This is a genomic window from Listeria rocourtiae subsp. hofi, from assembly GCF_963575615.1.
Classification (GTDB): Bacteria; Bacillota; Bacilli; order Lactobacillales; family Listeriaceae; genus Listeria_A; species Listeria_A hofi.
Genome location: NZ_CAUYTL010000003.1, coordinates 45,606 through 67,228 on the forward strand (window position 1 = coordinate 45,606; position 21,623 = coordinate 67,228).

At 40.7% G+C, this 21,623-nt stretch carries 23 protein-coding genes; 19 read left to right on the forward strand and 4 right to left on the reverse strand.

The genetic code is table 11. The features are described from left to right. Positions 1–46 precede the first annotated feature (46 nt). Together allB and R8925_RS02755 are read right to left on the reverse strand one after the other, a co-directional pair. Positions 47–1,420, reverse strand: a complete 1,374-nt coding sequence (gene allB, locus R8925_RS02750) for an allantoinase AllB (protein WP_430534396.1) — start codon at positions 1,418–1,420, stop codon at positions 47–49. Next, on the reverse strand, positions 1,410–2,918 hold the full coding sequence (locus R8925_RS02755) for an allantoin transporter (protein WP_430534397.1): 1,509 nt from the start codon (positions 2,916–2,918) through the stop codon (positions 1,410–1,412). Before R8925_RS02755 ends, allB begins: the two co-directional genes overlap by 11 nt. Before the next feature lie 302 nt (positions 2,919–3,220). Here R8925_RS02755 and R8925_RS02760 point away from each other — a divergent pair, with 302 nt between their 5' ends. The 7 genes from R8925_RS02760 (at position 3,221) to rsmI (ending at position 8,161) form a co-directional block, all read left to right on the forward strand. After that, on the forward strand, positions 3,221–3,715 hold the full coding sequence (locus tag R8925_RS02760; protein ID WP_430534398.1) for a hypothetical protein: 495 nt from the start codon (positions 3,221–3,223) through the stop codon (positions 3,713–3,715). A gap of 79 nt (positions 3,716–3,794) precedes the next feature. Further along, positions 3,795–4,787, forward strand: a complete 993-nt coding sequence (gene holB / locus R8925_RS02765; protein ID WP_430534399.1) for a DNA polymerase III subunit delta' — start codon at positions 3,795–3,797, stop codon at positions 4,785–4,787. Between the two features lie 5 nt (positions 4,788–4,792). Then, the gene (locus R8925_RS02770; protein ID WP_430534400.1) at positions 4,793–5,623 is read left to right on the forward strand and encodes a PSP1 domain-containing protein; all 831 of its coding nucleotides are present in this window, start codon (positions 4,793–4,795) and stop codon (positions 5,621–5,623) included. Positions 5,624–5,634: 11 nt separating this feature from the next. Next, complete coding sequence (gene yabA / locus R8925_RS02775) at positions 5,635–6,024, forward strand: DNA replication initiation control protein YabA (RefSeq protein WP_430534401.1); 390 nt, start codon at positions 5,635–5,637, stop codon at positions 6,022–6,024. 256 nt (positions 6,025–6,280) lie between these two features. After that, positions 6,281–7,021 (forward strand): tRNA1(Val) (adenine(37)-N6)-methyltransferase, encoded by a 741-nt coding sequence (locus R8925_RS02780; RefSeq protein WP_430534402.1) that lies wholly within the window; start codon positions 6,281–6,283, stop codon positions 7,019–7,021. Next, positions 7,008–7,283, forward strand: a complete 276-nt coding sequence (locus tag R8925_RS02785) for a GIY-YIG nuclease family protein (RefSeq protein WP_430534403.1) — start codon at positions 7,008–7,010, stop codon at positions 7,281–7,283. Before R8925_RS02780 ends, R8925_RS02785 begins: the two co-directional genes overlap by 14 nt. Continuing rightward, entirely contained in the window at positions 7,280–8,161 is an 882-nt protein-coding gene (gene rsmI / locus R8925_RS02790; protein ID WP_430534404.1) for a 16S rRNA (cytidine(1402)-2'-O)-methyltransferase, read from the forward strand. Before R8925_RS02785 ends, rsmI begins: the two co-directional genes overlap by 4 nt. A gap of 34 nt (positions 8,162–8,195) precedes the next feature. Here rsmI and R8925_RS02795 read toward each other — a convergent pair whose 3' ends face one another. Beyond that, positions 8,196–8,414, reverse strand: coding sequence for a hypothetical protein (locus R8925_RS02795; protein ID WP_430534405.1), 219 nt, complete (start codon positions 8,412–8,414; stop codon positions 8,196–8,198). A 101-nt stretch (positions 8,415–8,515) separates the two neighbouring features. Here R8925_RS02795 and R8925_RS02800 point away from each other — a divergent pair, with 101 nt between their 5' ends. After that, the gene (locus R8925_RS02800; protein WP_430534406.1) at positions 8,516–9,109 is read left to right on the forward strand and encodes a DNA-binding protein; all 594 of its coding nucleotides are present in this window, start codon (positions 8,516–8,518) and stop codon (positions 9,107–9,109) included. A gap of 562 nt (positions 9,110–9,671) precedes the next feature. Here R8925_RS02800 and R8925_RS02805 read toward each other — a convergent pair. After that, entirely contained in the window at positions 9,672–9,956 is a 285-nt protein-coding gene (locus tag R8925_RS02805; RefSeq protein WP_036060638.1) for an AbrB/MazE/SpoVT family DNA-binding domain-containing protein, read from the reverse strand. Between the two features lie 223 nt (positions 9,957–10,179). On the opposite strand from R8925_RS02805, the gene R8925_RS02810 reads away from it, so the two are divergent. The 11 genes from R8925_RS02810 (at position 10,180) to R8925_RS02860 (ending at position 21,599) form a co-directional block, all read left to right on the forward strand. Then, complete coding sequence (locus R8925_RS02810; protein ID WP_430534407.1) at positions 10,180–11,028, forward strand: GRP family sugar transporter; 849 nt, start codon at positions 10,180–10,182, stop codon at positions 11,026–11,028. A gap of 158 nt (positions 11,029–11,186) precedes the next feature. Next, positions 11,187–13,181, forward strand: coding sequence for a methionine--tRNA ligase (gene metG / locus R8925_RS02815; protein ID WP_430534408.1), 1,995 nt, complete (start codon positions 11,187–11,189; stop codon positions 13,179–13,181). A gap of 166 nt (positions 13,182–13,347) precedes the next feature. Next, a complete protein-coding gene (locus R8925_RS02820; RefSeq protein WP_430534409.1) occupies positions 13,348–14,115 on the forward strand; it encodes a TatD family hydrolase in 768 nt (255 codons plus the stop codon). A 297-nt stretch (positions 14,116–14,412) separates the two neighbouring features. After that, positions 14,413–15,675, forward strand: a complete 1,263-nt coding sequence (locus tag R8925_RS02825) for a ubiquitin-like domain-containing protein (protein ID WP_430534410.1) — start codon at positions 14,413–14,415, stop codon at positions 15,673–15,675. 130 nt (positions 15,676–15,805) lie between these two features. Then, positions 15,806–16,378, forward strand: a complete 573-nt coding sequence (gene rnmV / locus R8925_RS02830; protein WP_430534411.1) for a ribonuclease M5 — start codon at positions 15,806–15,808, stop codon at positions 16,376–16,378. Then, positions 16,371–17,255, forward strand: a complete 885-nt coding sequence (gene rsmA, locus R8925_RS02835) for a 16S rRNA (adenine(1518)-N(6)/adenine(1519)-N(6))-dimethyltransferase RsmA (RefSeq protein ID WP_430534412.1) — start codon at positions 16,371–16,373, stop codon at positions 17,253–17,255. Before rnmV ends, rsmA begins: the two co-directional genes overlap by 8 nt. Positions 17,256–17,379: 124 nt before the next feature. Continuing rightward, positions 17,380–17,640 (forward strand): biofilm formation stimulator Veg, encoded by a 261-nt coding sequence (veg, locus tag R8925_RS02840; RefSeq protein ID WP_036060632.1) that lies wholly within the window; start codon positions 17,380–17,382, stop codon positions 17,638–17,640. Positions 17,641–17,957: 317 nt separating this feature from the next. After that, positions 17,958–18,818, forward strand: coding sequence for a 4-(cytidine 5'-diphospho)-2-C-methyl-D-erythritol kinase (gene ispE / locus R8925_RS02845; RefSeq protein ID WP_430534512.1), 861 nt, complete (start codon positions 17,958–17,960; stop codon positions 18,816–18,818). A gap of 18 nt (positions 18,819–18,836) precedes the next feature. Further along, complete coding sequence (gene chbG, locus R8925_RS02850) at positions 18,837–19,577, forward strand: chitin disaccharide deacetylase (RefSeq protein WP_430534513.1); 741 nt, start codon at positions 18,837–18,839, stop codon at positions 19,575–19,577. A gap of 152 nt (positions 19,578–19,729) precedes the next feature. Continuing rightward, on the forward strand, positions 19,730–20,557 hold the full coding sequence (gene purR / locus R8925_RS02855; protein ID WP_036073788.1) for a pur operon repressor: 828 nt from the start codon (positions 19,730–19,732) through the stop codon (positions 20,555–20,557). A 364-nt stretch (positions 20,558–20,921) separates the two neighbouring features. Continuing rightward, positions 20,922–21,599 carry an efflux RND transporter periplasmic adaptor subunit gene (locus tag R8925_RS02860; protein ID WP_430534413.1) on the forward strand — a complete coding sequence of 226 codons (678 nt, stop codon included), beginning with the start codon at positions 20,922–20,924 and terminating at the stop codon, positions 21,597–21,599. The last annotated feature ends 24 nt before the right edge of the window (positions 21,600–21,623 follow it).

Consider the following 21,623-nt stretch of genomic DNA (forward strand, 5'->3'; position numbering starts at 1 on the left):
ATAAAACAGGCTCTGCGAAAAGACACAGAACCTGCCTAGAAATACTTTATTGAACGGTTTCTTTTGCGTTTTGAAGTACGAACGAACCTTCATGTGTATCACGCACACCGTTTTCTTTGTCGAAAATCACTGAGCCGCGAAGAATCGTTGCTACGACTTGTGCACCAATTGTACGACCAATGTAAGGGCTGACTTTGTGACGATATTCCAAGTCCTCAGCAACCAGCGTATACGGCGCATTCGGTTGGATTAATGCGAAATCAGCGTCTTTGCCAATCGCGATATGGCCTTTGTTCGTTAACTTGTAAAGATCAGCTGGATTCGACGCAATCAGTTTCGCGAACTGTGTTAGCTCCATGCCACGCTTTTGAACAGCTTCATCGAACATGATATCAACGTTATTTTGTAGTCCAGAAATGCCACCCCAAGCAGTGAACGCATTTCCGATTTTCATGTCTGGTGGACAAGGCGAGTGATCCGAAGTAACGAAATCAATTTCTCCTGCGAAAAGCTTCTCCCAAAGACGTTCTTGATTTGCTTTATCACGTAGTGGCGGCGCACATTTCGCAGTTGTACCAATCGTTTCGAATTGCTCTTCGTCAATTGCGAAATAATGCGTACACGATTCGCATGTCACTTTTTGCCCTTCATTACGTGCGCGAGTGACTTCTTCTACGCCTTCTGGAGTGCTTAAGTGGCAAATATGAATTTGACAACCAGCGATTTTAGCAAGGTAGATAGCGCGACGAACGGCTTCTACTTCTGTGAACACAGGGCGTGATGCGACATAATCTTTTGCTGATGTTTTACCTTCTGCTTGTGCGACTTTACCCAGCTCATCGCAAATTAACGCATTTTCAGCATGGATAGCCAGAATTTTATCCATTTTAGCGATTTTTTGCATGCCGGCGAAGAATGAATAATCGTCTACGTTGCGGAAATCATTATCTACACCATCGAAGCCACACGTTGCTAGAAAACACTTATAAGCAGCAACGCCATCTTCATTTAGTTCATTTAGACGATCTAAGTTATGCGGAACAAGTCCACCAAAAAGCGCTACATCGACGCTAAGTTTCCCTTTTGCAGCATCAAATTTCAGGTTTAGAGATTCGCGGTCAATCGTTGCCGGCAATTGGTTTAGTGGCATTTCGATAAATGACGTTACGCCACCTTTTGCGGCCGCCTTTGTGCCTGTTTCATAGCCTTCCCATTGGGTACGGCCGGGTTCAGAAATATGAACGTGCGCGTCAACCATGCCTGGGGAAACAATTAGCCCGCTTGCATCGATGACCTCTTTTGCATCGCCTAAATCAGCACCAATCGCAACGATTTTTCCGTTTGTTACCGCGACATCTGTAATTACCGCTTCCGTGTCTAAAATCACTTTTCCATTTTTGATAATTAAATCATAACTCATTTCCTTCAACTCCTATTTTTTTAATATGAATTTCTGTATTGTCATCATAAAACGATGGATTCTTCTTGCGGTGAAGGGAGGCAAATAGGGCATAAGCACCGAAAGCCACGAGCACACCGACGAACCATGAAAGTCTGGAAACTGGCTCCAGAACTGGTATAAACTTACCACTCAGTGATACAACTACAGCAACGATTGTCACCACGAATGCTAGCGAATTAAACCCATTTTTGTAATAAGAGAATTGGCCGGGTTCTGTGTAGAGGCTGTCCAAATTGATTTGGCGACGCATAATAATGAAGTAATGCGCTAACATCACACCAATAACTGGACCAAGAATTCCTCCGATAATATCAAGGAATAAGTAGATACTCGCCTGATTCTCCATCAATTTCCACGGACAAATTAGAACACTAATAATACTTGCAATCATTACGCCGTGCTTATACGTTAATTTCTTCGGGAAAATAGCAGCAATCTGATAGCCTGCTGGAATAATATTCCCAGTTGCATTTGTTGAGATCGTTGTCATCAAGATAACCAAGACTGCAAAAATGGATGCAAATAAGCTATCCCATTTCTGTACAATATCGAGTACATTCCAAGTTTCCGTACCGTAATGAATACTCGCACCTGCTAAGATGCAAACACTAGCTATGGCAAATAAAATATAAGCGACTGCAAGACCGAACGTTTGGCCAGTTGCTTGTGATTTGAAATTCTTTGCGTTTTGCGTGAAGTCTGAGGCACTGACAGCAGGAGCCGCCCAAACCGCGACAACAGCATTAATCACGACTAGAAATAGGAAAATCGAATTCCCACCAGTTTGAACGTTCGCCGGTACATAATTTACAATATTACCGAATCCCGCCAAATAAATCGCCCAAATAGCCATTCCGCCAAACACGATGTAAATACAAGGATTAAGAATCGCGGTAAATTTATTTAGCACACCGCCTCCACCGAATCCAATCGCGACATTAACAGCCCAAAAAAGCAAGAAGGCAATCAAACCGGGAATCGTAATCCCTAAAATACTAGTTCCCCCGCCAATCTCCAAAAATCCTGGCCAAATTTTTCCGATTAAAATTAAGAAAGCGAGTGATCCTGCATAGCACTGCAAGCCGAACCACATAATCGCAGCCACACATCCTCTTAAAATCCCCGGAAATAAAGCGCCACGAACACCGTAAGAAGCCCGTAAAATCATCGCAAAAGGCACACCATATTTCGATCCAGCTGCGCCGTTTAAAACCATGACCGCGGCAATAATAAAGGCGCTTACAATAATAGCTGCCATGATACTAACCGTTGACAATCCGAGTATCAGGAATCCTCCGACTGCTACATAGTTAGGAACGTTATGTACAGAACCCATCCACAATGTGAAATAGTTAAACGTACCCCATGTCCGTTTGTTCTCTGTCTTAGGCAGTAAGTCATCGCTATACCCGCGAGACCGATATTTCTCTAGTTGCGCATTGTCCACCTGAACCATACTACTTATCCTCCTTTTTATTATGATAAGCTTAAAAAATAAGCCTGAAACCAAAATAAGTTTGTGAAAGAAAGCGCTTAATTTAATTAGTTGTATGAAAACGTTCTCTTTATAAATTTAAATATAGCATGCCGACAAACGTATTTCCTTAGACATTTTACATAAACTTTTGAAATGGTTTGTTTATTTCGAACAATGTGAAGAAAAGTGCAAATATAAAGGGGTAACGGTAGGGAATTGCCACGATAAATGCTAGAATAAAAGGTATAGGAAAAGTTGCCGAAACTAGGAGAGTGAGAATAGTGGCTAATTATATTAACGAGAAACGTCGCCAAATAGACTTTGATCCGTATACATTGCCCATCATAGCCTTGCCTGAGGTAATCGCGACCTCTTTTAATCCAATTGGAAAAACGCCAATTATGATTCGTATTGCCGATAAAAATAAAACATTTGCAAAAATAAATGATTCTGGTAAGTACCAAGGGATTTTGGAGATTCAGTTCAATGATATCAATGAAGAAGATGATTATTGGGGACTAAGCAAGAAAGAATCAGATGAAATGCTCCTTTTTAATAAGAAACATGCAGCGATTATTCATGATTTCGTTGATCAGTTTGAGGATATAAGCCAAATCGTTGTGCATTGCAATGCTGGCGTGAGTAGAAGTAGCGCGGTCGCGATGCAACTTGCAGAATACACGAATGACTTAGATACGTATGCCAAATTACGAGAAATAAAGCGTTACTTGCCAAACACGCGCGTTCTAGCAATCATGCGTGGCGAAGAATTTTAAAGCAATTTTTTTGGCAAAATCTGCGCCATAACTATGCCTGTCATGTTATAATGTATAGAAATGATTGGAGGGGTTTTTCGTGGGACGACAAGCTGATCTGCTCGTGATGCAACCAATCGCGATGCAACTGTTCATCAAAAGCATTCTAACAGATCGATTGGCGCATGGTTATTTGCTGGAAGGCGCGCGTGGCACTGGTAAGAGACGCATCGCTAAATGGCTTTCCCAAACTCGCTTTTGCTTAGAAAAAAGCGACGACGAGTTGGCTTGCGGCATGTGCAATAATTGTCTTCGAATCGAAAACGATAATCACCCTGACGTTCATTGGCTAGAGCCAGATGGCAACAGTATCAAAATTGATCAAGTACGGGAATTGAAGCAGGAACTGTCTAAGCGCGGTATGGAGTCGGATTGTAAAGTTTTGATTATCGATAATGCGGATAAAATGACGGTTCAATCTGCCAATTCTTTGCTTAAATTTATAGAAGAACCAGATGGCGGAATGTTAATTTTATTTCTGACTGCCAGTCCACAACAAATCTTACCGACTATTCAATCGCGGCTACAACCAGTGAGCTTTCGTGCTTTGCCGTTTAAAGCATTTGTCAACGATTTGTTAGTACAGGGCGTTTCAGAACAGAAGGCCCGTGTTTTGGCTAGTGTCGCTGGAAACGCAGAACAAGCCATCATTTGGAATGAAGATGAATGGTTTGCTGACGCTCGCAATGTGACTGTGAAGCTATATGAAGGATTGCATCATCAAGGTGTCGATCCCATTTTGCTAGTCCAAGAAGCATGGATGCCTGTTTTTAAAGATAAGACACAATTACATTTAGGACTCGAGTTGTTGCTGTTACTATATCGTGACCGCTTGCATCTGTCGCTAAATGACAATTATTCTCCAATCTGCACGGAACAAGCATCAATATTAAAGCAGGATACATTGCGGAAGTCACTCACAGATACAACCGCCGAAATGGAAATTATCCTTGGAGCCAAGCGAAGACTTGATTCTAACATGAACACCCAACTACTGATGGAGCAACTCGTACTGAAAATTCAAGGGAGGTAATCCAATTGCCGAAAATTGTAGGCGTTCGTTTTAAGGAAGCCGGTAAAATATATTATTTTTCGCCTGAGAAACTGAACATTGTTGAAGGCCAAGGTGTCATCGTCGAAAATGCACAAGGAATTGAGTTCGGAAAAGCAATTATAGCACCACGCGAAGTCGATGAAGAGGATGTTGTTATGCCTCTAAAAAGAGTATTGCGTGTAGCAACAGATGCGGATTATAAATGTGTTGAAGAAAATGCAGCATCATGTCAGCGAGCTTTTTTACTGTGTGACGAAAAAATTCATGAACATAAGATTGATATGAATCTAGTTGACGTTGATTATACATTCGATCGCAACAAAATCATCTTTTACTTTACCGCAGAAGGGCGTGTTGATTTCCGTGAACTCGTGAAAGATCTGGCATCAGTTTTTCGCACGCGAATCGAATTACGCCAAATAGGTGTGCGTGATGAAGCGAAATTACTTGGTGGAATTGGTCCATGTGGCCGGATGCTCTGCTGTTCGACTTTTTTAGGTGATTTTGAACCTGTTTCTATCAAGATGGCCAAAGACCAGAACCTATCGCTCAATCCGACGAAGATTTCTGGACTTTGTGGTCGTTTAATGTGCTGCTTGAAATATGAGAACGATGAATATGAAATGGCGAAGAAAGAAATGCCTGATGTTGGCCAACATGTTGTCACGCCTGATGGTAAGGCGCGTGTGGTAGGTATTAATCTACTCGGCCGAATTATGCAAGTCAGACTACCAGATCAAGACGCGGTCATTGAATACGCATTAGAAGAATTACGTCCCTTCAATGCTTTTTCAAAAGAACCCGCGAAGTCCTGAGGTGAGCCCATATGGATAAAAAAGCACTTTTTGACTCAGTCAGCAATATGGAAGAACAAATTGGCGAGCTGTATCAACAACTTGGTGATCTAAAGCAAAATTTAGGTGACATGCTTGAAGAAAACAACCGTCTAAACTTAGAAAATGAACATTTGCGTCGCCGTTTAGAAGAGTTAGATGGCAAGCAACACGTGAGTACAGTGCCCGCAGACAAAGAGCTCGGCGCAATGGCTCCAGCTCGCAAAGAGGCGATGCGCCAAATGATTGAAGTTGGCGAAGGATATGATAATTTAGTCAAACTGTATAAAGAAGGTTTTCATATTTGTAATGTACACTTTGGAAGCCCACGCGGAAATGACGAAGACTGTCTATTCTGCATGTCGTTATTGAATAAGAAGTAAAACGCGAGGACGGGGCAAAACTCATTTTCATGCAAAACAAGCAAGATATCACAAATCCTTTTTTTTGAGTAGGATGTGAATCTTGCTTGACACAAATCGAGCGAAAGCGTTTGTATTCAGGGGATTTGGTGGAAGCCGGAAGCGGAGCATACGACTGTATGTGAGAACCGGAAGTCTGCCAAATCCCCTGAATGCGAGCGCTTGTCGCCGATTTATTTGGTTTATGTCCCATACTCATTTTTTAGGAGAGATTTGGATGTTAGTAGGAGACGAACGATTAGATCATTTATTAGCTGAAGGGTTGCGGATTATCCAGAGTCCATCTGTGTTCTCATTTTCTCTAGATGCCGTATTACTCGCACGATTTAGCTACATACCATATCAAAAAGGCGGCCGCATCATCGATTTATGTAGCGGGAATGGGATTATCCCTCTTTTGATTAGCTCGCGAACAAAAGTCCCAATTCTAGGCGTGGAAATCCAAGAACGGCTTGTAAGCATGGCACGACGGAGCATCGAATACAATGGGCTAGAGGACCAGATTGAAATTTTGCAACAAGATTTACGCGAGGTAGTGCCGATTCTTGGGAAAGGTAAAAATAGCTTCGTGATCTGTAACCCGCCATATTTCGCGCTTAAATCGACCAGCATCAAAAATGAGAACGAGCACTTGCGAATTGCGCGTCACGAGGTACATTGTACGTTGCGGGATACGATTCAAGTTGCAGCAGATTTGCTAAAACAGGGTGGGAAGGCGAGTTTTGTTCACCGTCCTGAACGATTGCTAGAAATCATTGATATCATGCGAGAATACGGCCTTGAACCTAAGCGTATCCAATTTGTCCATCCACGTGTTGAACGAGAAGCTAACACAATCCTCATCGAAGGGATAAAAGACGCAAAACCAGGTGTGAAATATTTACCGCCAATCATTGTTCAGCGTGCGAATGGCGAGTACACAAATCAAGTGAGGGAGCTACTTTATGGCAAAGAGTGACGTGCATTATTTTTATGTATTGGAATGCAAGGACGGCACCTATTACGGCGGTTATACGACTGATGTGGCGCGCCGCGAAGCCGAGCACAACTCAGGAATTGGTTGCAAATACACCCGAAATCGGCGCCCCGTAAGAGTCATCCACTCTGAATGCTTCGAAACGAGATCAGAAGCGACCAAAGCCGAATCTGCCTTTAAAAAATTAGCACGCAAAGATAAAGAACAGTATTTGCAAAAAAATAAGGAGGGCGATATGAGATGAAAAGTCAAAAAAGTTTTGTCGAAAAAGCAGATGCAAAAGGCATACTGTATCTAGTGCCAACGCCAATTGGTAACCTAGAGGACATGACGATGCGCGCGATTCGAATTTTGGAAGAAGCAGATTTAATTGCAGCGGAAGACACACGGAACACAATCAAGTTACTTAACCATTTTGACATCCACACAAAAATGGTGAGCTATCACGAACATAATAAAACAGCCCGCCAAAGTGAGCTGATTGAGCAGTTGCAGGCTGGAAGAACGATTGCTGTTGTTAGTGACGCAGGAATGCCATCGATATCCGATCCAGGTTATGAACTTGTAGGCGCTGCTATTGAAGCTGAAATTACCGTCGTGCCACTGCCAGGCGCAAACGCAGCACTAACAGCTCTTATCGCATCAGGACTTGCACCACAGCCCTTCTTCTTTTACGGTTTCTTACCTCGGAGCAATAAAGAGCGTGAGGGGGCATTGATTCAGTTGAACCGTCGCGAAGAAACGTGGATTGTCTACGAATCACCACACCGTTTGAAAGATGTTTTAAAAGCAATGAATAAAATACTCGGCAGCACCCGCAAAATCGTATTATGCCGGGAGTTGACGAAGAAATATGAAGAATTTTTGCGAGGAACGTTGGAAGATGCGCTAGAGTGGGCAAAAGAAACCGAAATCCGCGGTGAATTTTGCGTTATAGTGGAAGGAAATACAGACGTACCAATTGAAGATGAAGAAATATGGTGGGCAAAAATATCAATCAAAGAGCATGTTGAAAAAGTCATGACAGAAGGATCGATGAGCTCAAAAGAAGCTATTAAGCAAGTCATGAAAACCCGCCAGCTTCCGAAGCGCGAAGTATATCAGGCATACCATGAATTATAAAAAGAGACCAGCTCCGCATCATGAGCTGGTCCCTTTACGTACTAACCGATAAAAATACGATAATCAAAACTATTGGCACAATAATCAGAACAATACTGATAATCGAGATAATAAACGTTGCCTTCACCAATGGATTCGTGCTCAAATTTTTTGATTGCACACTGTAAACCAAGGTCCAAATCGCTAAAATAGTACCGAGTGGAATGAACAGCGAAACTATCGAGAAGATAAACATGAGTGTAGTCTTATTCATCAGAAAACTTCATTGTACCTTATAAAAGAGGAATCTCAAAATTTTGCTCTCGAATGGATGTACTTGCTATAATAATGAAAGCAAGAAAAGGAGGAATTCTAGTGACAAATCTACCTAATATCGGCAAACCAGCAACAAATGCACTACAACAACTGGATATTACAACGTTGGAACAAATTGCAATGCATGATGAAAAAACACTTTTAAAAGTACACGGGATTGGACCAAAATCAATCGGGATTTTGAAAGAAGCGATGGCAGGACACGGCTTACATTTTAAAGAAGTAATGAAAGAAAGCGCTACACATGGTGTGGACTTTGCCGTATTCTGTGATTTTAATTGTGACAACGCCCCTAAAAAACGCATTATCCGAGATTATCTTGTTGCCTCTGCATCAGGCGAAAGAGTGGCACTTGAAAACGTATTAGAAGAATCATTCGTATGGAACGTACCGGGAGAATTCCAAATCAAAGGTCGCGAAGCATTCATTAAAGAATTGCAAGCCAATCTCCAAGAAATAAGCTCCCTTGAAATTCAATCCCTCCTAACACATGGCAAAGAAGGCTCTGCACATGGAATCGTTATCAACAAAAAAGGCAAACATGTCTACTTCTCCGATATCTTCACCTTCAAGAGCAACAAAAAAGACGCCAAAATCTCAGAACTGACATCATTTGTAGTGATAGAACAATAAATTAGATTAATTATATCTTTTTCTTTTATGTAGAATCTACATTTTGATTTAAACAAATCGAGCGAAAGTATTTGTATTCTGTGGTTTTTAGAATGGATTAACCGTTTGCTGTGTTCACGCTTGTATTGGGACTGTAACTCCTTTTATTGGAACAGTCATTGGTGGACTATATGTTCGCTTGCTCTCATGTATATTGGGACTGTAGCTCATGTTATTCGAACAGTCACTGGTGGATTACATGTTCGCTTTGCTCTCATGCATATTGGGGCTGTAACTCATGTTATTCGAACAGCCCCAACAAAGCCGGAGCATGCTCGTGTATGTGGTGGCTGAAAGTAGGGGAAAGGCGTATACTTGATCATACGGGGAAGTTAGGCCGAACTGTTGCCCCCAAGTCTAGCGCTGTCGCCGAGTACAGATAAGTAGGATTAACCGTTCACTGTGTTCACGCTTATATTTGGGCTCTAATTCAGCAAAGAACGCTTCATAAGAGCCCAAACAAAAAAGCATCCTATTTGAGGCTAGCACGCTTTCAAATAGGATACTTTCTTTAGTTGTAGTCTTAGATATCATCGCCGAATTGACGACGGATGTCAGCTACTAATTTCTCAGCACCATCACGGCTAAGTGTTAATTTACCATCAACAACTTGTTTGTTTTGATCGGAAAATTCACCAGTGATGTCACAAAGGTTGCTAGCTGTATATTTCTTTAGGATAATTTCATCTTCATTGATGTAAATTTCTAAAGCATCTTTAACAGCAACGCCTAGGTTACGACGAATTTCAACTGGGATTACAATACGTCCTAGCTCGTCAATTTTTCTTACCATACCTGTAGATTTCATGTTCTTACCTCCTAACTTCTGTAGTCTAACATCTATAATACCAAGAATTTCCTAGAAAAGCTAGATGAAAATATCAATAAATACAAAAAAAAAGGTTATTCTCTTTAAAAAAGGGTATAAACCTAGTTGGAGCGCTATTTGTAGATAAAATGTTCTACAATTGCCAATTTTTTTTCTTTAGATAAATTATACATTTTCGCAGATTTGAAAGGAGTTTTTTTGGATGGATTTATTGGTTGCGTTAATTCCAGCGGTGATGTGGGGGATAATGCCACTTGTTGTTTCAAAAATTGGAGGAAAACCTTATCAGCAAACATTAGGAGTTACATTTGGAGCATTCATTTTTGCGATTGGGATGTATTTTTATTCAACACCGCAATTTACGGGAACAATTTTGTTAGTGAGTTTTGTATCAGGGATTTTTTGGACAGTAGGTCAACTGAATCAATTTCGAGCGTTTACTCATATCGGTGTTTCCAAAGCGATGCCACTATCGACAGGGATGCAATTGGTTGGAACTTCGTTGTTCGGTGTTTTTGTTTTCCAAGAATGGGGAACCACAGCGAAGTTAGTACTTGGATTCTCAGCATTGGTGTTTATTATCGTTGGAATTTCTTTGACGTCCTATCAGCAGCACAAATCAAAGGGAAACAATATGAAGCAAGGAATGGTAGCGTTAATTATTTCTTCGTTGGGCTATGTGGCGTATGTTGTTATTCTAAAAGCATTTAACATTAGCGGCTGGGAAGCAATTCTACCACAAGCAGTTGGGATGGTTTTTGCGGCGGTTGCGTTTTCCTTTAAAGATCGCAAAACTTTCTTTTTAAAAGAAACATGGCTTAGCATTATCCCAGGTGTTATTTGGAGTATCGGAAACTTGGCGTTACTTATCTCCAACACGGTTATCGGTGTGGCAATCAGTTTTTCGCTATCGCAAATGGGCGTTGTAATTTCAACGCTAGGCGGGATTTTATTGTTAGGTGAGAAAAAGACAAAACGCGAACTGATCTTAGTTATTATCGGGATTATACTTGTTGGTGCTGGTGGATTTATGATTGGTCTAACAAAATAAGGAAATATGGCGGTGTGGAAGGTTACTCTACGCTGTCTTTTTTTATTTTTATAGCTTGCGGTATTTTGTTTTGAGCAGAAAATGATATAATAAAAGGTAATTGTGAATTTAACACCGGAAAAAATGATTTTTCGGTGGAGGAATAGGAGAGGATTAGGTTGCCAAAAGAGAATAATACATTTTATATTACGACTCCGATTTATTATCCAAGTGGAAAAGCTCATATTGGGCACGCGTATACGACAGTTGCAGGAGATGCGATGGCGCGATACAAGCGCTTGCAAGGATTTGATGTCTTCTATTTGACAGGCACGGACGAGCACGGTCAAAAAATTCAGCAAAAAGCAGAGGAACAAAATATTTCACCGCAAAGCTACGTAGATGATATCGCGGCTGGATTCCAAGATTTGTGGAAGAAACTTGAGATTACAAACACAGATTTTATTCGGACGACAGAACCGCGCCATAAAGAGGGTGTCGCGAAGATTTTCCAAAAACTACTGGATCAAGGAGATATTTATCTTGGTCAATATGAAGGCTGGTATTCAGTTTCGGATGAAGAATATTTCACGGAGACGCAACTGGAAGAAGTGTATCGCGATGAAAATGGCAAAGTTATTGGCGGAAAAGCACCAAGTGGCAATGAAGTTGAGCTCGTAAAAGAGGAATCGTATTTCTTCCGAATGAGCAAATATGCCGATCGCTTACTAGCTTATTACAATGACAATCCTGAATTCATCCTACCAGAATCACGCAAAAACGAGATGATAAATAATTTTATCAAGCCGGGCTTGGAAGATTTAGCGGTTTCTAGAACTACTTTTGATTGGGGAATTAAGGTTCCTGGTGACGCGAAACATGTTGTTTATGTATGGATTGATGCACTTTCTAATTACATAACTGCACTTGGCTACGGTTCAGATGATGAGGCTAATTTTAATAAATACTGGCCGGCAGACGTTCATATTATCGGAAAAGAAATTGTTCGCTTCCACACGATTTACTGGCCAATTATTTTAATGGCGCTCGATTTACCACTACCGAAGAAGATTTTTGGTCACGGTTGGATTTTGATGAAAGACGGAAAAATGTCGAAATCTAAAGGAAATGTTGTCGATCCGTACATGCTGATTGATCGTTACGGTTTGGATGCACTGCGGTACTACTTACTTCGCGAAGTTCCATTTGGTTCAGACGGTTTATTCACGCCAGAAGATTTCGTGGATCGCGTGAACTACGATTTAGCGAATGATTTAGGTAATCTATTAAATCGAACGGTTGCGATGATAAATAAGTACTTTGATGGTGAAATTCCTGCTTATCAAGGTAATGTAACATCTTTTGATGGCGAATTAGAGATTTTCAAAGATAATGTTTTGAAAGAATATGAAACAAATATGGAAACAATGCAATTTTCGGTGGTGCTTTCTCAATTATGGACGTTTGTAAGCCGTACGAACAAATACATCGACGAAACTGCTCCGTGGGTATTAGCAAAAGAAGAAGCGAATCGCGCGGAACTAGCGAGTGTGATGACGCATCTAGCTGAGAACTTACGAATCATTGCTGTTATGTTAAAGCCATTCTTAACGCAATGTCCAGAAGGCATTTTCACGCAATTAGGAATTACAGAAGAATCGCTAAAAGACTGGGCATCAATCACAGGATACGGTAAAATTCCAGCAGGTACAAAAGTAGTCGCGAAAGGAACGCCGATCTTTCCACGATTAGATGCAGCGGAAGAAGTCGCCTACATTCAAGAACAAATGAAAGCAACAACCCCGATTCCAGTAGCAGAAGAACCAACTGTTGAAGCGCTTGAAACGCCTGAAATTGGCATTGAAGACTTTGACAAAATCGATTTACGCGTTGGAGAAGTCAAGCAAGTAGAGAAAGTCAAAAAAGCAGATAAACTACTCTGTTTCCAATTGGATCTAGGTGAAGGGAAATTACGTCAAGTCCTATCGGGTATTGCAGAATTCTACGCACCAGAAGAACTCATCGGCAAAAAGGTCATCGTTGTGTCGAATTTAAAACCTGTAAAACTACGCGGTCTGATGAGCGAAGGTATGATCCTATCTGGCGAGAAAGATGGCAAATTACAAATAATCGAAGCGAGCAGCGTTCTACCAAATGGTGCAAAAGTAAAATAAACGAAGTAAGGTGGGTTTCTAACGGAAATCCATCTTTACTTTTATCTAAAAAACGACTTTCTTCTATAGTAATAGTGAACAATCCTGAAACAAAAAATAAATTATGCTATTATATAGAAGAAAGTCGACATTAAACTAATTTAAAATAAAGAAATGAGGGGTAAAAATGCTTTTTGACACACATGTCCACTTGAATGATGATGCATTTAACGAGGATCTAGAAGAAGTTATCGTTCGTGCCAAGGAAAATGATGTTTCGCGAATGGCGGTTGTCGGTTTTAACGAAGAAACAATCAATCGTGCACTGAAGCTTGCCGATAAATATGATTTTATTTACCTCATTGTCGGTTGGCACCCAACAGACGCTATCACTTTTACAGAAGAAAAACTAGAGTGGTTGCGCGAACTATCAAAAAATCCGAAAGTTATCGCATTGGGAGAGATGGGGCTCGATTATCATTGGGATACGTCGCCAAAAGAAACTCAGTTTGAAGTCTTTCGTCAGCAAATTAGACTAGCAAAAGAGGTAAGGTTGCCGATTGTGATTCATAATCGAGAAGCAACCGAAGATGTTGTGCGCATTTTGCAGGAAGAAAAAGCTAGCGAAGTCGGTGGGATTATGCATTGTTTTGGTGAAACCGTTGAAGTAATGGAAGCATGCCTTGCTATGAACTTCTACATCTCATTTGGAGGAACAATTACTTTTAAAAATGCAAAATTACCAAAAATTGCAGCGGAATCAGTGCCTCTAGACAAGATTTTAATCGAAACTGATGCACCATATCTTGCTCCGCATCCAAATCGCGGTAAAAGAAATGAGCCAAGTTACGTCAAGATTGTTGCCGAAAAGGTGGCAGAATTAAAAGAAATGAAATATGAGGAAATCGCGCGCTACACAACAGAAAACGCAAATAGGCTTTTTAAATTGACTTGATTTTTGTCATCAAATCGTAATATTACTTGAACTCTGTAACGGAATCTTAAGCAAGCGAAAAATAGAGATCGAGGAAATACGAAAAACCTCGCTCTATTATGCCTACGACTAGAGACTGAGTTCCCTGAAATATAATTGACACATTAGACATAGAATGTAATGAAGAGATTCTGTAATGGCTTTATACCAACGATAAATCGATTTTTCCTCATCTAGGCAGTTATGTATGATAATTCGTTGACAGTTCTTTCGTCCCCCGTATATAATCACAACAGAAGTTAGAAAGGGGAGAAATACATGACCATGGAAACTAGCAGTAACGCAAGCCAGAAATCAAAATTGCGTTTACCGATAATGATTGGCGCGTTTGTTATTGTCATAGCATTGGTTTTTTATTTCGTTTTCGAGGGAACTAAAAACGATATCACAATTGTAAAAGCAGGCGAGGTTACAAAAATTAGCACGCATGCAAAAACAGTTGGAGAAGTATTAAATGATGAAGGTGTAAAAATTGGAAAGCACGATGAATTGTCCTATTCCAAAAATGCAGCTGTGAAAGATGGCATGAAAATTGCTTATATTCCAGCAAAAGAAGTAACAATTAATGACGAAGGTAAAGAAGCAAGTGTTTGGACAACAAAAGACACTGTTGCTGAAGTACTGAAGGATGAAAATATTACAACACGTCCGCAAGATGCTCTAAACGTTTCATTGGATGACAAAGTATCAGCGAACATGGAAGTTAAAATTGACCGTGCCGTAGCCTTAGCGATTCAAAATGGTGCGAAGAAAGAAACAACATGGTCAACAAAAGATACAGTTGCAGAACTATTAACAGAGAAAAAAATTAAGTTAGATACTCATGACAAAGTATTGCCAGCAAAAACGACAAAACTTACTCCAAATATGACGGTTGTTGTTACATATGTAGACAAAAAAACCGATGAAAAAAAATCAACAGTAGCTTTTAAAACCGTAGTAAAAGAAGATTCTTCGCTTAAAAAAGGTGAGGAAAAAGTAGTTCAAACAGGAAAAGCTGGCGAGAAAGTAGCCAAATATGATGTTGTTCTTGAGAATGGGAAAGAAAAACATCGTAAACTCCTTGCAGAACAAGTGATAGCAAAACCAGAAGATAAAATCGTTGTTCGTGGTACTAAAGAAGAACCAGTAGTGGCGGCAATCAGCAACAGCCCAGCCCCATCTTCTTCTAAAAAAGCAACAACTTCAAACGCATCTTCAAAAAGCAGTAGCGCATCTACAGTAAGTAGCAAACCATCATCAGGTGGTAAAACATTCACGATGGAATCGACAGCTTATTCAGGTGGCGGTACGACAGCTACAGGTATTAACCTAACTGCTAACCCAGGTTTAAAAGTAGTTGCAGTAGATCCAAGCGTGATTCCATTAGGCTCTAGAGTTTATGTATCAGGCTACGGAGAAGCAATTGCTGGTGACACTGGTGGCGCGATTAAAGGTAATATCGTAGACGTTTATTTTGCAGATGAAAGTCAATGTTACACTTGGGGACGTCGTCAAGTGACTGTAACCATTTTAGATTAATCATTTAAAAAAAGCAGGATGCATACCAATACTGGTATTGCTCCTGCTTTTTTGTCAGCCAAAACAGGTTTTTGCTTTTACAGATTTTATGGTATGATAGAAACACTGATTAAAAGAGGGGACGTTTTGTATGGAGAAGCTAGTAATTCATGAGGTCATTGTTGTGGAAGGGCGAGACGATACGACCGCTATTCACCGTGCAGTGGACGCAGACACAATCGAAACGAATGGCTCAGCGCTCTCTGCCATGACTATTGAAAAAATCCGTCATGCAAAAGAAAAACGTGGCGTGATTATACTAACAGATCCTGATTTTCCCGGTGAAAAAATACGAAAACAAATTGATGCCGCGGTTCCCGGATGCCACCATGCCTTTGTTAAGCGTAGTGATGCGTTGCCGAAATACGGTCGTGGTTTAGGAGTCGAGCACGCTTCGCCTGAAATTATTCGCGAGGCTTTGGCGCATTTTCATACAAGCGATGAACGCGTTCAAGAAAGTGAAATTGCTTATGAACGGCTCGTGATGCTTGGCTTAATGGGCGGTGCGGGTGCAAAAGCGAAACGACAAAAGTTAGGAGAAATCCTTAAAATAGGTTATACGAATGGCAAACAACTGCAAGCGAGATTGCGAATGTTTGGTATTACGAGTGAACAATTTGAAGCCGCATGGGACAAAGTAGTACAGGAGGAGACGAATGAGTAAAGATATCGCAACACCAGGCCGTACAAAAGAGATTCTAAAGAAGTATGATTTTTTATTCAAGAAAAGTTTAGGACAGAATTTCTTGATTGATAGCAATATTTTACGACGAATCACGGAGACGGCGGAGCTGGATAAAGAAACAGATGTTATCGAGATTGGGCCGGGGATTGGCGCGCTTACAGAGCATTTGGCGCGTACATCTAGACGTGTACTGGCTTTTGAGATTGATCAGCGTCTCATGTCGATTTTGCCAGACACACTCGCAGCATATGATAATGTGGAAATCGTGAACGAAGATATTTTGAAAGTCGACGTTGGGGCGATGATTACAGAGAGATTTCCAAGTCGAGCAGAGCCTGTGAAAGTAGTTGCCAATTTGCCTTATTATGTGACAACACCGATTATTTTGCAATTGCTACATGAAGACTTGCCTGTGTCTAGTATGACATTCATGCTTCAAAAAGAAGTTGCGGATCGAATTTCAGCAAAACCGAGCACAAAAGCTTACGGAAGCCTATCAATCGCAATTCAGTATTACATGGAGGCTGAGCTTTCTTTCATTGTGCCAAAAACGGTATTTATGCCACAACCAAATGTTGATTCGGCGATTATCCATTTGAAACGCCGTGCGCAACCACCAGCACAAGTCGACAATGAGACCTTCTTCTTTGATATTACGCGTTCAGCATTTGCACAGCGAAGGAAAACATTATGGAACAATTTGGTGAATCGTTTCCCAGAGTTGAAATCGCAAAAAGAAGAATTAGAAGCGGAACTTGCGGCAGTTGGGATTGACGTGAAAAGGCGCGGAGAAACGTTTAGTATCCCTGAATTTGCGATATTAAGTAATTTTCTTGACAATTTCATGAGAAAATAACGAAAAATTGATAAAAAAGCAATCATAGCGGTTGACATAGAGGCATTTCGCTGTTAAAATATTTGTTTATTGATTTTTTGCCCTTGTTGTGGTATACTGGAGTTTAGTGAGGTGGGGGTACAAAATGTCAAAAACTATTGCAAGTATCAAACAAAATCTTGAATCCAGGCTTGGAACAAGACTAACTTTGAAAGCGAACGGCGGACGTAAGAAGACAATTGAGCGTTGCGGCGTTTTAGCTGAAACTTATCCAGCTGTTTTTGTTGTTGAATTAGATCAAGACGAGAACAATTTCGAAAGAGTATCCTATAGTTACACGGACATTTTAACAGACACTGTAGAATTAGACTTTACAGACGATGTAAGTAAAGAATTAGCACTTTAATCACTATTATCTCAAAACCAGCCAATTGGCTGGTTTTTTGGTTGAGCTGTTCAAATATAAGAAGTTACAATGCTAGTAAGACGTAAAAGACAAATTCATTTCTCACGGTATGGAAGCGCTCTCTATTGTTACGAAATGGTTAACTGGCCCATCTAACTCAATAGCCGGAACTCTTTTCTAGTTTGGAGTACATATTTAGGCTTGGCTATGGTAGAATAAACAAAGAAGATTTGAGGAAGTGTAACCAAACTTGAAGTCAGGGAGATAACCTATTTTTATTAAGATTGAAGGATTCCCTAGGAAAGGCTGTAGAGATGATGAAAATAAATGTGAAAGCACCTGCAAAAATTAATTTGTCATTGGACGCGCTATATAAACGACCAGACAATTATCATGAGCTTGAGATGGTGATGACAACGATTGATTTGGCGGATCGTCTGCAGCTAGTATTGCTCGAAAAGGATACTATCAAACTGGATGTTAAGGCGCACTTTATTCCCGATGATAAAAGGAATCTAGTTTATCAGGCAGCAGCGCTTTTAAAGGAAAGGTTTTCGGTAAAGCAGGGAGTGGCGATAACGCTTGACAAAAGTATTCCAGTAGCGGCTGGCCTTGCGGGCGGTAGTAGTGACGCAGCAGCAGCACTTAAGGGCTTGAACCAAATCTGGAATTTACAGTTGACGCTTACTGAACTTGCTAACCTTGGCGCAGAATTGGGGTCAGACATCCCATTTTGTCTTTATGGAGGCACAGCGCTCGCGACTGGACGCGGTGAAATTATTAAGCCACTTCCGATGATGCCGAATTGCTGGATTGTATTAGCGAAGCCCTCGATTAGTGTATCGACACCCGGCGTGTACAGGGATTTGCGTGTTGGTGAGGTAGAGCACCCGAATACTGCTGGTATGGTACAGGCGATTCAAGATGGTAGTTTTGAAGGAATTTGTGATAATATTGGGAACGTGTTGGAGACAGTGACGCTTGCCAAGCACCCAGAAGTGAAGCGTATTAAAGAGAAGATGTTAGAATTCGGCGCAGATACGGCGTTAATGAGCGGTAGCGGGCCGACAGTGTTTGCTCTTGTCAAACAGTACTCTAGAGCAAAACGAGTCTATAACGGCTTACGTGGCTTCTGTGAGGAAGTGTATCTAGTTAGACCTTGGCAAGAAGAAAAATGATAAAGGAGTCGATGAATGATGAAAGTGATTTTTAATGCGGATGATTTTGGTTTGTCAAAGGGTGTTGTTTACGGGATCTTAGAAGCTTATAAACATGGTGTTGTGAGATCGACCACGATGCTTGCGAATTCACCTGCATTTGATTTAGGTGCTGAAATAGCGAAAGAGAATCCTGGACTTGATATCGGCGCGCATTTAACGCTGACATTTGGTAGTCCGCTTTTAGAAGATGTACCTAGTTTAACCGCGGAATCTGGAAAATTTCTAGCACAAGATGTACTTAGAAGTTCCGTCGATAAAATTGACTTTGATGAAGTCGAGCGTGAATTCACTGCACAAATCGAAAAAATCTTGGCTGCGGGAATCACGATTTCCCATTTTGACACCCATCATTTAATCGAGCCCATCGTTTTACCAGTTTTGCAGAATTTAGCGAAGAAATACCAAGTCGGATTGCGTCGATCTGTACATGATGCAGACTATACTGGCATCCCGACAACAGATCGTTTTTCTGATGAGTTTTATGCGGATGGAATTACAGCGGACGTCGTGAAGCAAGTAGTGAAGAAGTACGAGAATGACACGGAGACGTTGGAATTTATGTGTCACCCAGCGTTTATCGATGAAACAACGCTTAGTTTGACATCCTATATAGACTATCGAATAAAAGAACTTACTTTCCTAACATCGGATGAGGTGCAGGAAGCATTGAAAGCGGTTGGGGCCGAAATTGCCAGCTTTAAAGAGGTTATGAAATAAACGAAATTGAACATTTGGTTATTTTGAAATGGTGAGTTGTCACTATCTTTTCCTCTTAAAAGCCTTTATAATGAATTTAAATACGTACAAAAAGGGCGAAATAGGTTCTAATGTTTGGAAAAGCTATTTTTAAAAAGAGGAGAAGAAGTACTATGAAAATTCGGCGTAGTGAACGTTTGATAGATATGACGCAGTTTCTGCTGAGCCATCCGCGAAAATTGGTACCGCTGACTTTATTTGCTGAGCGCTATGGTTCTGCAAAGTCGTCTATTAGTGAAGATTTGGTGATTATAAAGAAAACCTTTGAAGACAGAGGCATCGGTACACTTGAGACGGTTCCAGGCGCTGCTGGTGGCGTGAAATATATTTCTATTGCAGATAATGCAGATGTGCTGGATTTCGTTCAGACACTTTGCAACCGTATTGCTGAGCCTGATCGTTTGTTACCAGGTGGTTATTTGTATTTATCGGATTTACTAGGCGAACCAGTGACGCTAAGCCAAATCGGAAAAATCTTAGCAACGAAATTTAATAAGCAAAAAATAGATGCAATTATGACGGTCGCAACGAAAGGGATTCCAATTGCACAAGCTGTGGCGGAGCACTTAAATGTCCCGTTTGTTATTGTTCGTCGTGATAGCAAAGTGACAGAAGGCTCTACGGTAAGCATTAACTATGTGTCTGGTTCTAGTAAGCGTATCGAGAAAATGGAGTTATCAAAACGGAGCTTGCCAGAAGGCTCGAATGTAGTAATTGTCGATGATTTCATGAAGGCTGGCGGAACGATTAATGGGATGAAGAACTTATTAGAAGAGTTCAATGCTAAATTAGTCGGAATCGGAGTCTTGGTGGAGTCAGAATATGCAGAGGAACGTTTGGTCGATGATTACGTTTCCTTAGTTAAAATTAAGAACGTTGACGTCAAAGAAAAGCAAATTGAAGTAGTGGAAGGTAATTATTTTAATTATCCTAACCAGTAATTATAGACATAACGAGATTTAGAACTGGTAAAATTGTTTTAGTGTGCCAGCAAATCACGTTAATTTTTAGTTTTATGCAATCAAGCGAAAGCGTTTGTATTCAGGGAACCCGTCTCACGTTGAATACGAACGCTTTTTGCCTGTTTATTTAGCTTGTCCATAGCAGTTTTGCATGAACCGAATATGAACAGATAAATACGACCTTAGCATGACTGGTTTTCATTTTAACTATGCTACAATAAGGACTTGTAGAAGGGCATGAACAATTTTACAGGGAATATTTATGTTTGTGAACTTTTAAAAGTTTGGTTACCTACATACGAGGAACTAACAGAAAATCACTTAATTGGAAGGAGCAACACACATGAAGAAATGGGTTAAATGGTTGATTGCTATCGTTATAATCGCGGCAATCGTGGTAGGAGCAGTATTGTTCTTAGGATCTAAATCAGGATCAGATACAACGACGAAGAATCTTGTAACAACGAAAGTAAAACAAGGGGATATGAAAATAAATGCGACGGCAACGGGAGCAATCGTTCCGCAAAACCAACAAGCACCTAATTACGATGAGTTAGAATTGCAAGTACAAATGGATGAGCTGGATGTTCCTAATGTAAAAAAAGGTCAAACGGCTAAGATTTCTGTTACGGCGGTTCCTGACAAAACATACACAGGCAAGGTGAAGGAAATTGCTGAACAAGGAACTGTTATGAACGGTGTATCTTCTTTCTTAGTAACGATTTCAATTGATGACATAGCTAATTTGAAATCAGGAATGACAGCTGATGCTTCTATTTTGGTAAATGAGAAAGCAAACGCACTATACGTTCCCATCGAAGCGGTCCAAAAAAATGATGAGGACAAATATTACGTGTTAGTTCCTAAAAAAGGGAAGAATAACACGACAAAAGAAGTAAAGCAATATGTAACGACTGGGCTTCACAACGAAGATAACATGGAGATTACAAAAGGTCTAGAAAAGGGCGATGAAGTCATTTTACCAACGAAATCGAATTCATCCCAACAGCCAGGATTTTAATAACTAGACCAAACGAGGAGGTGA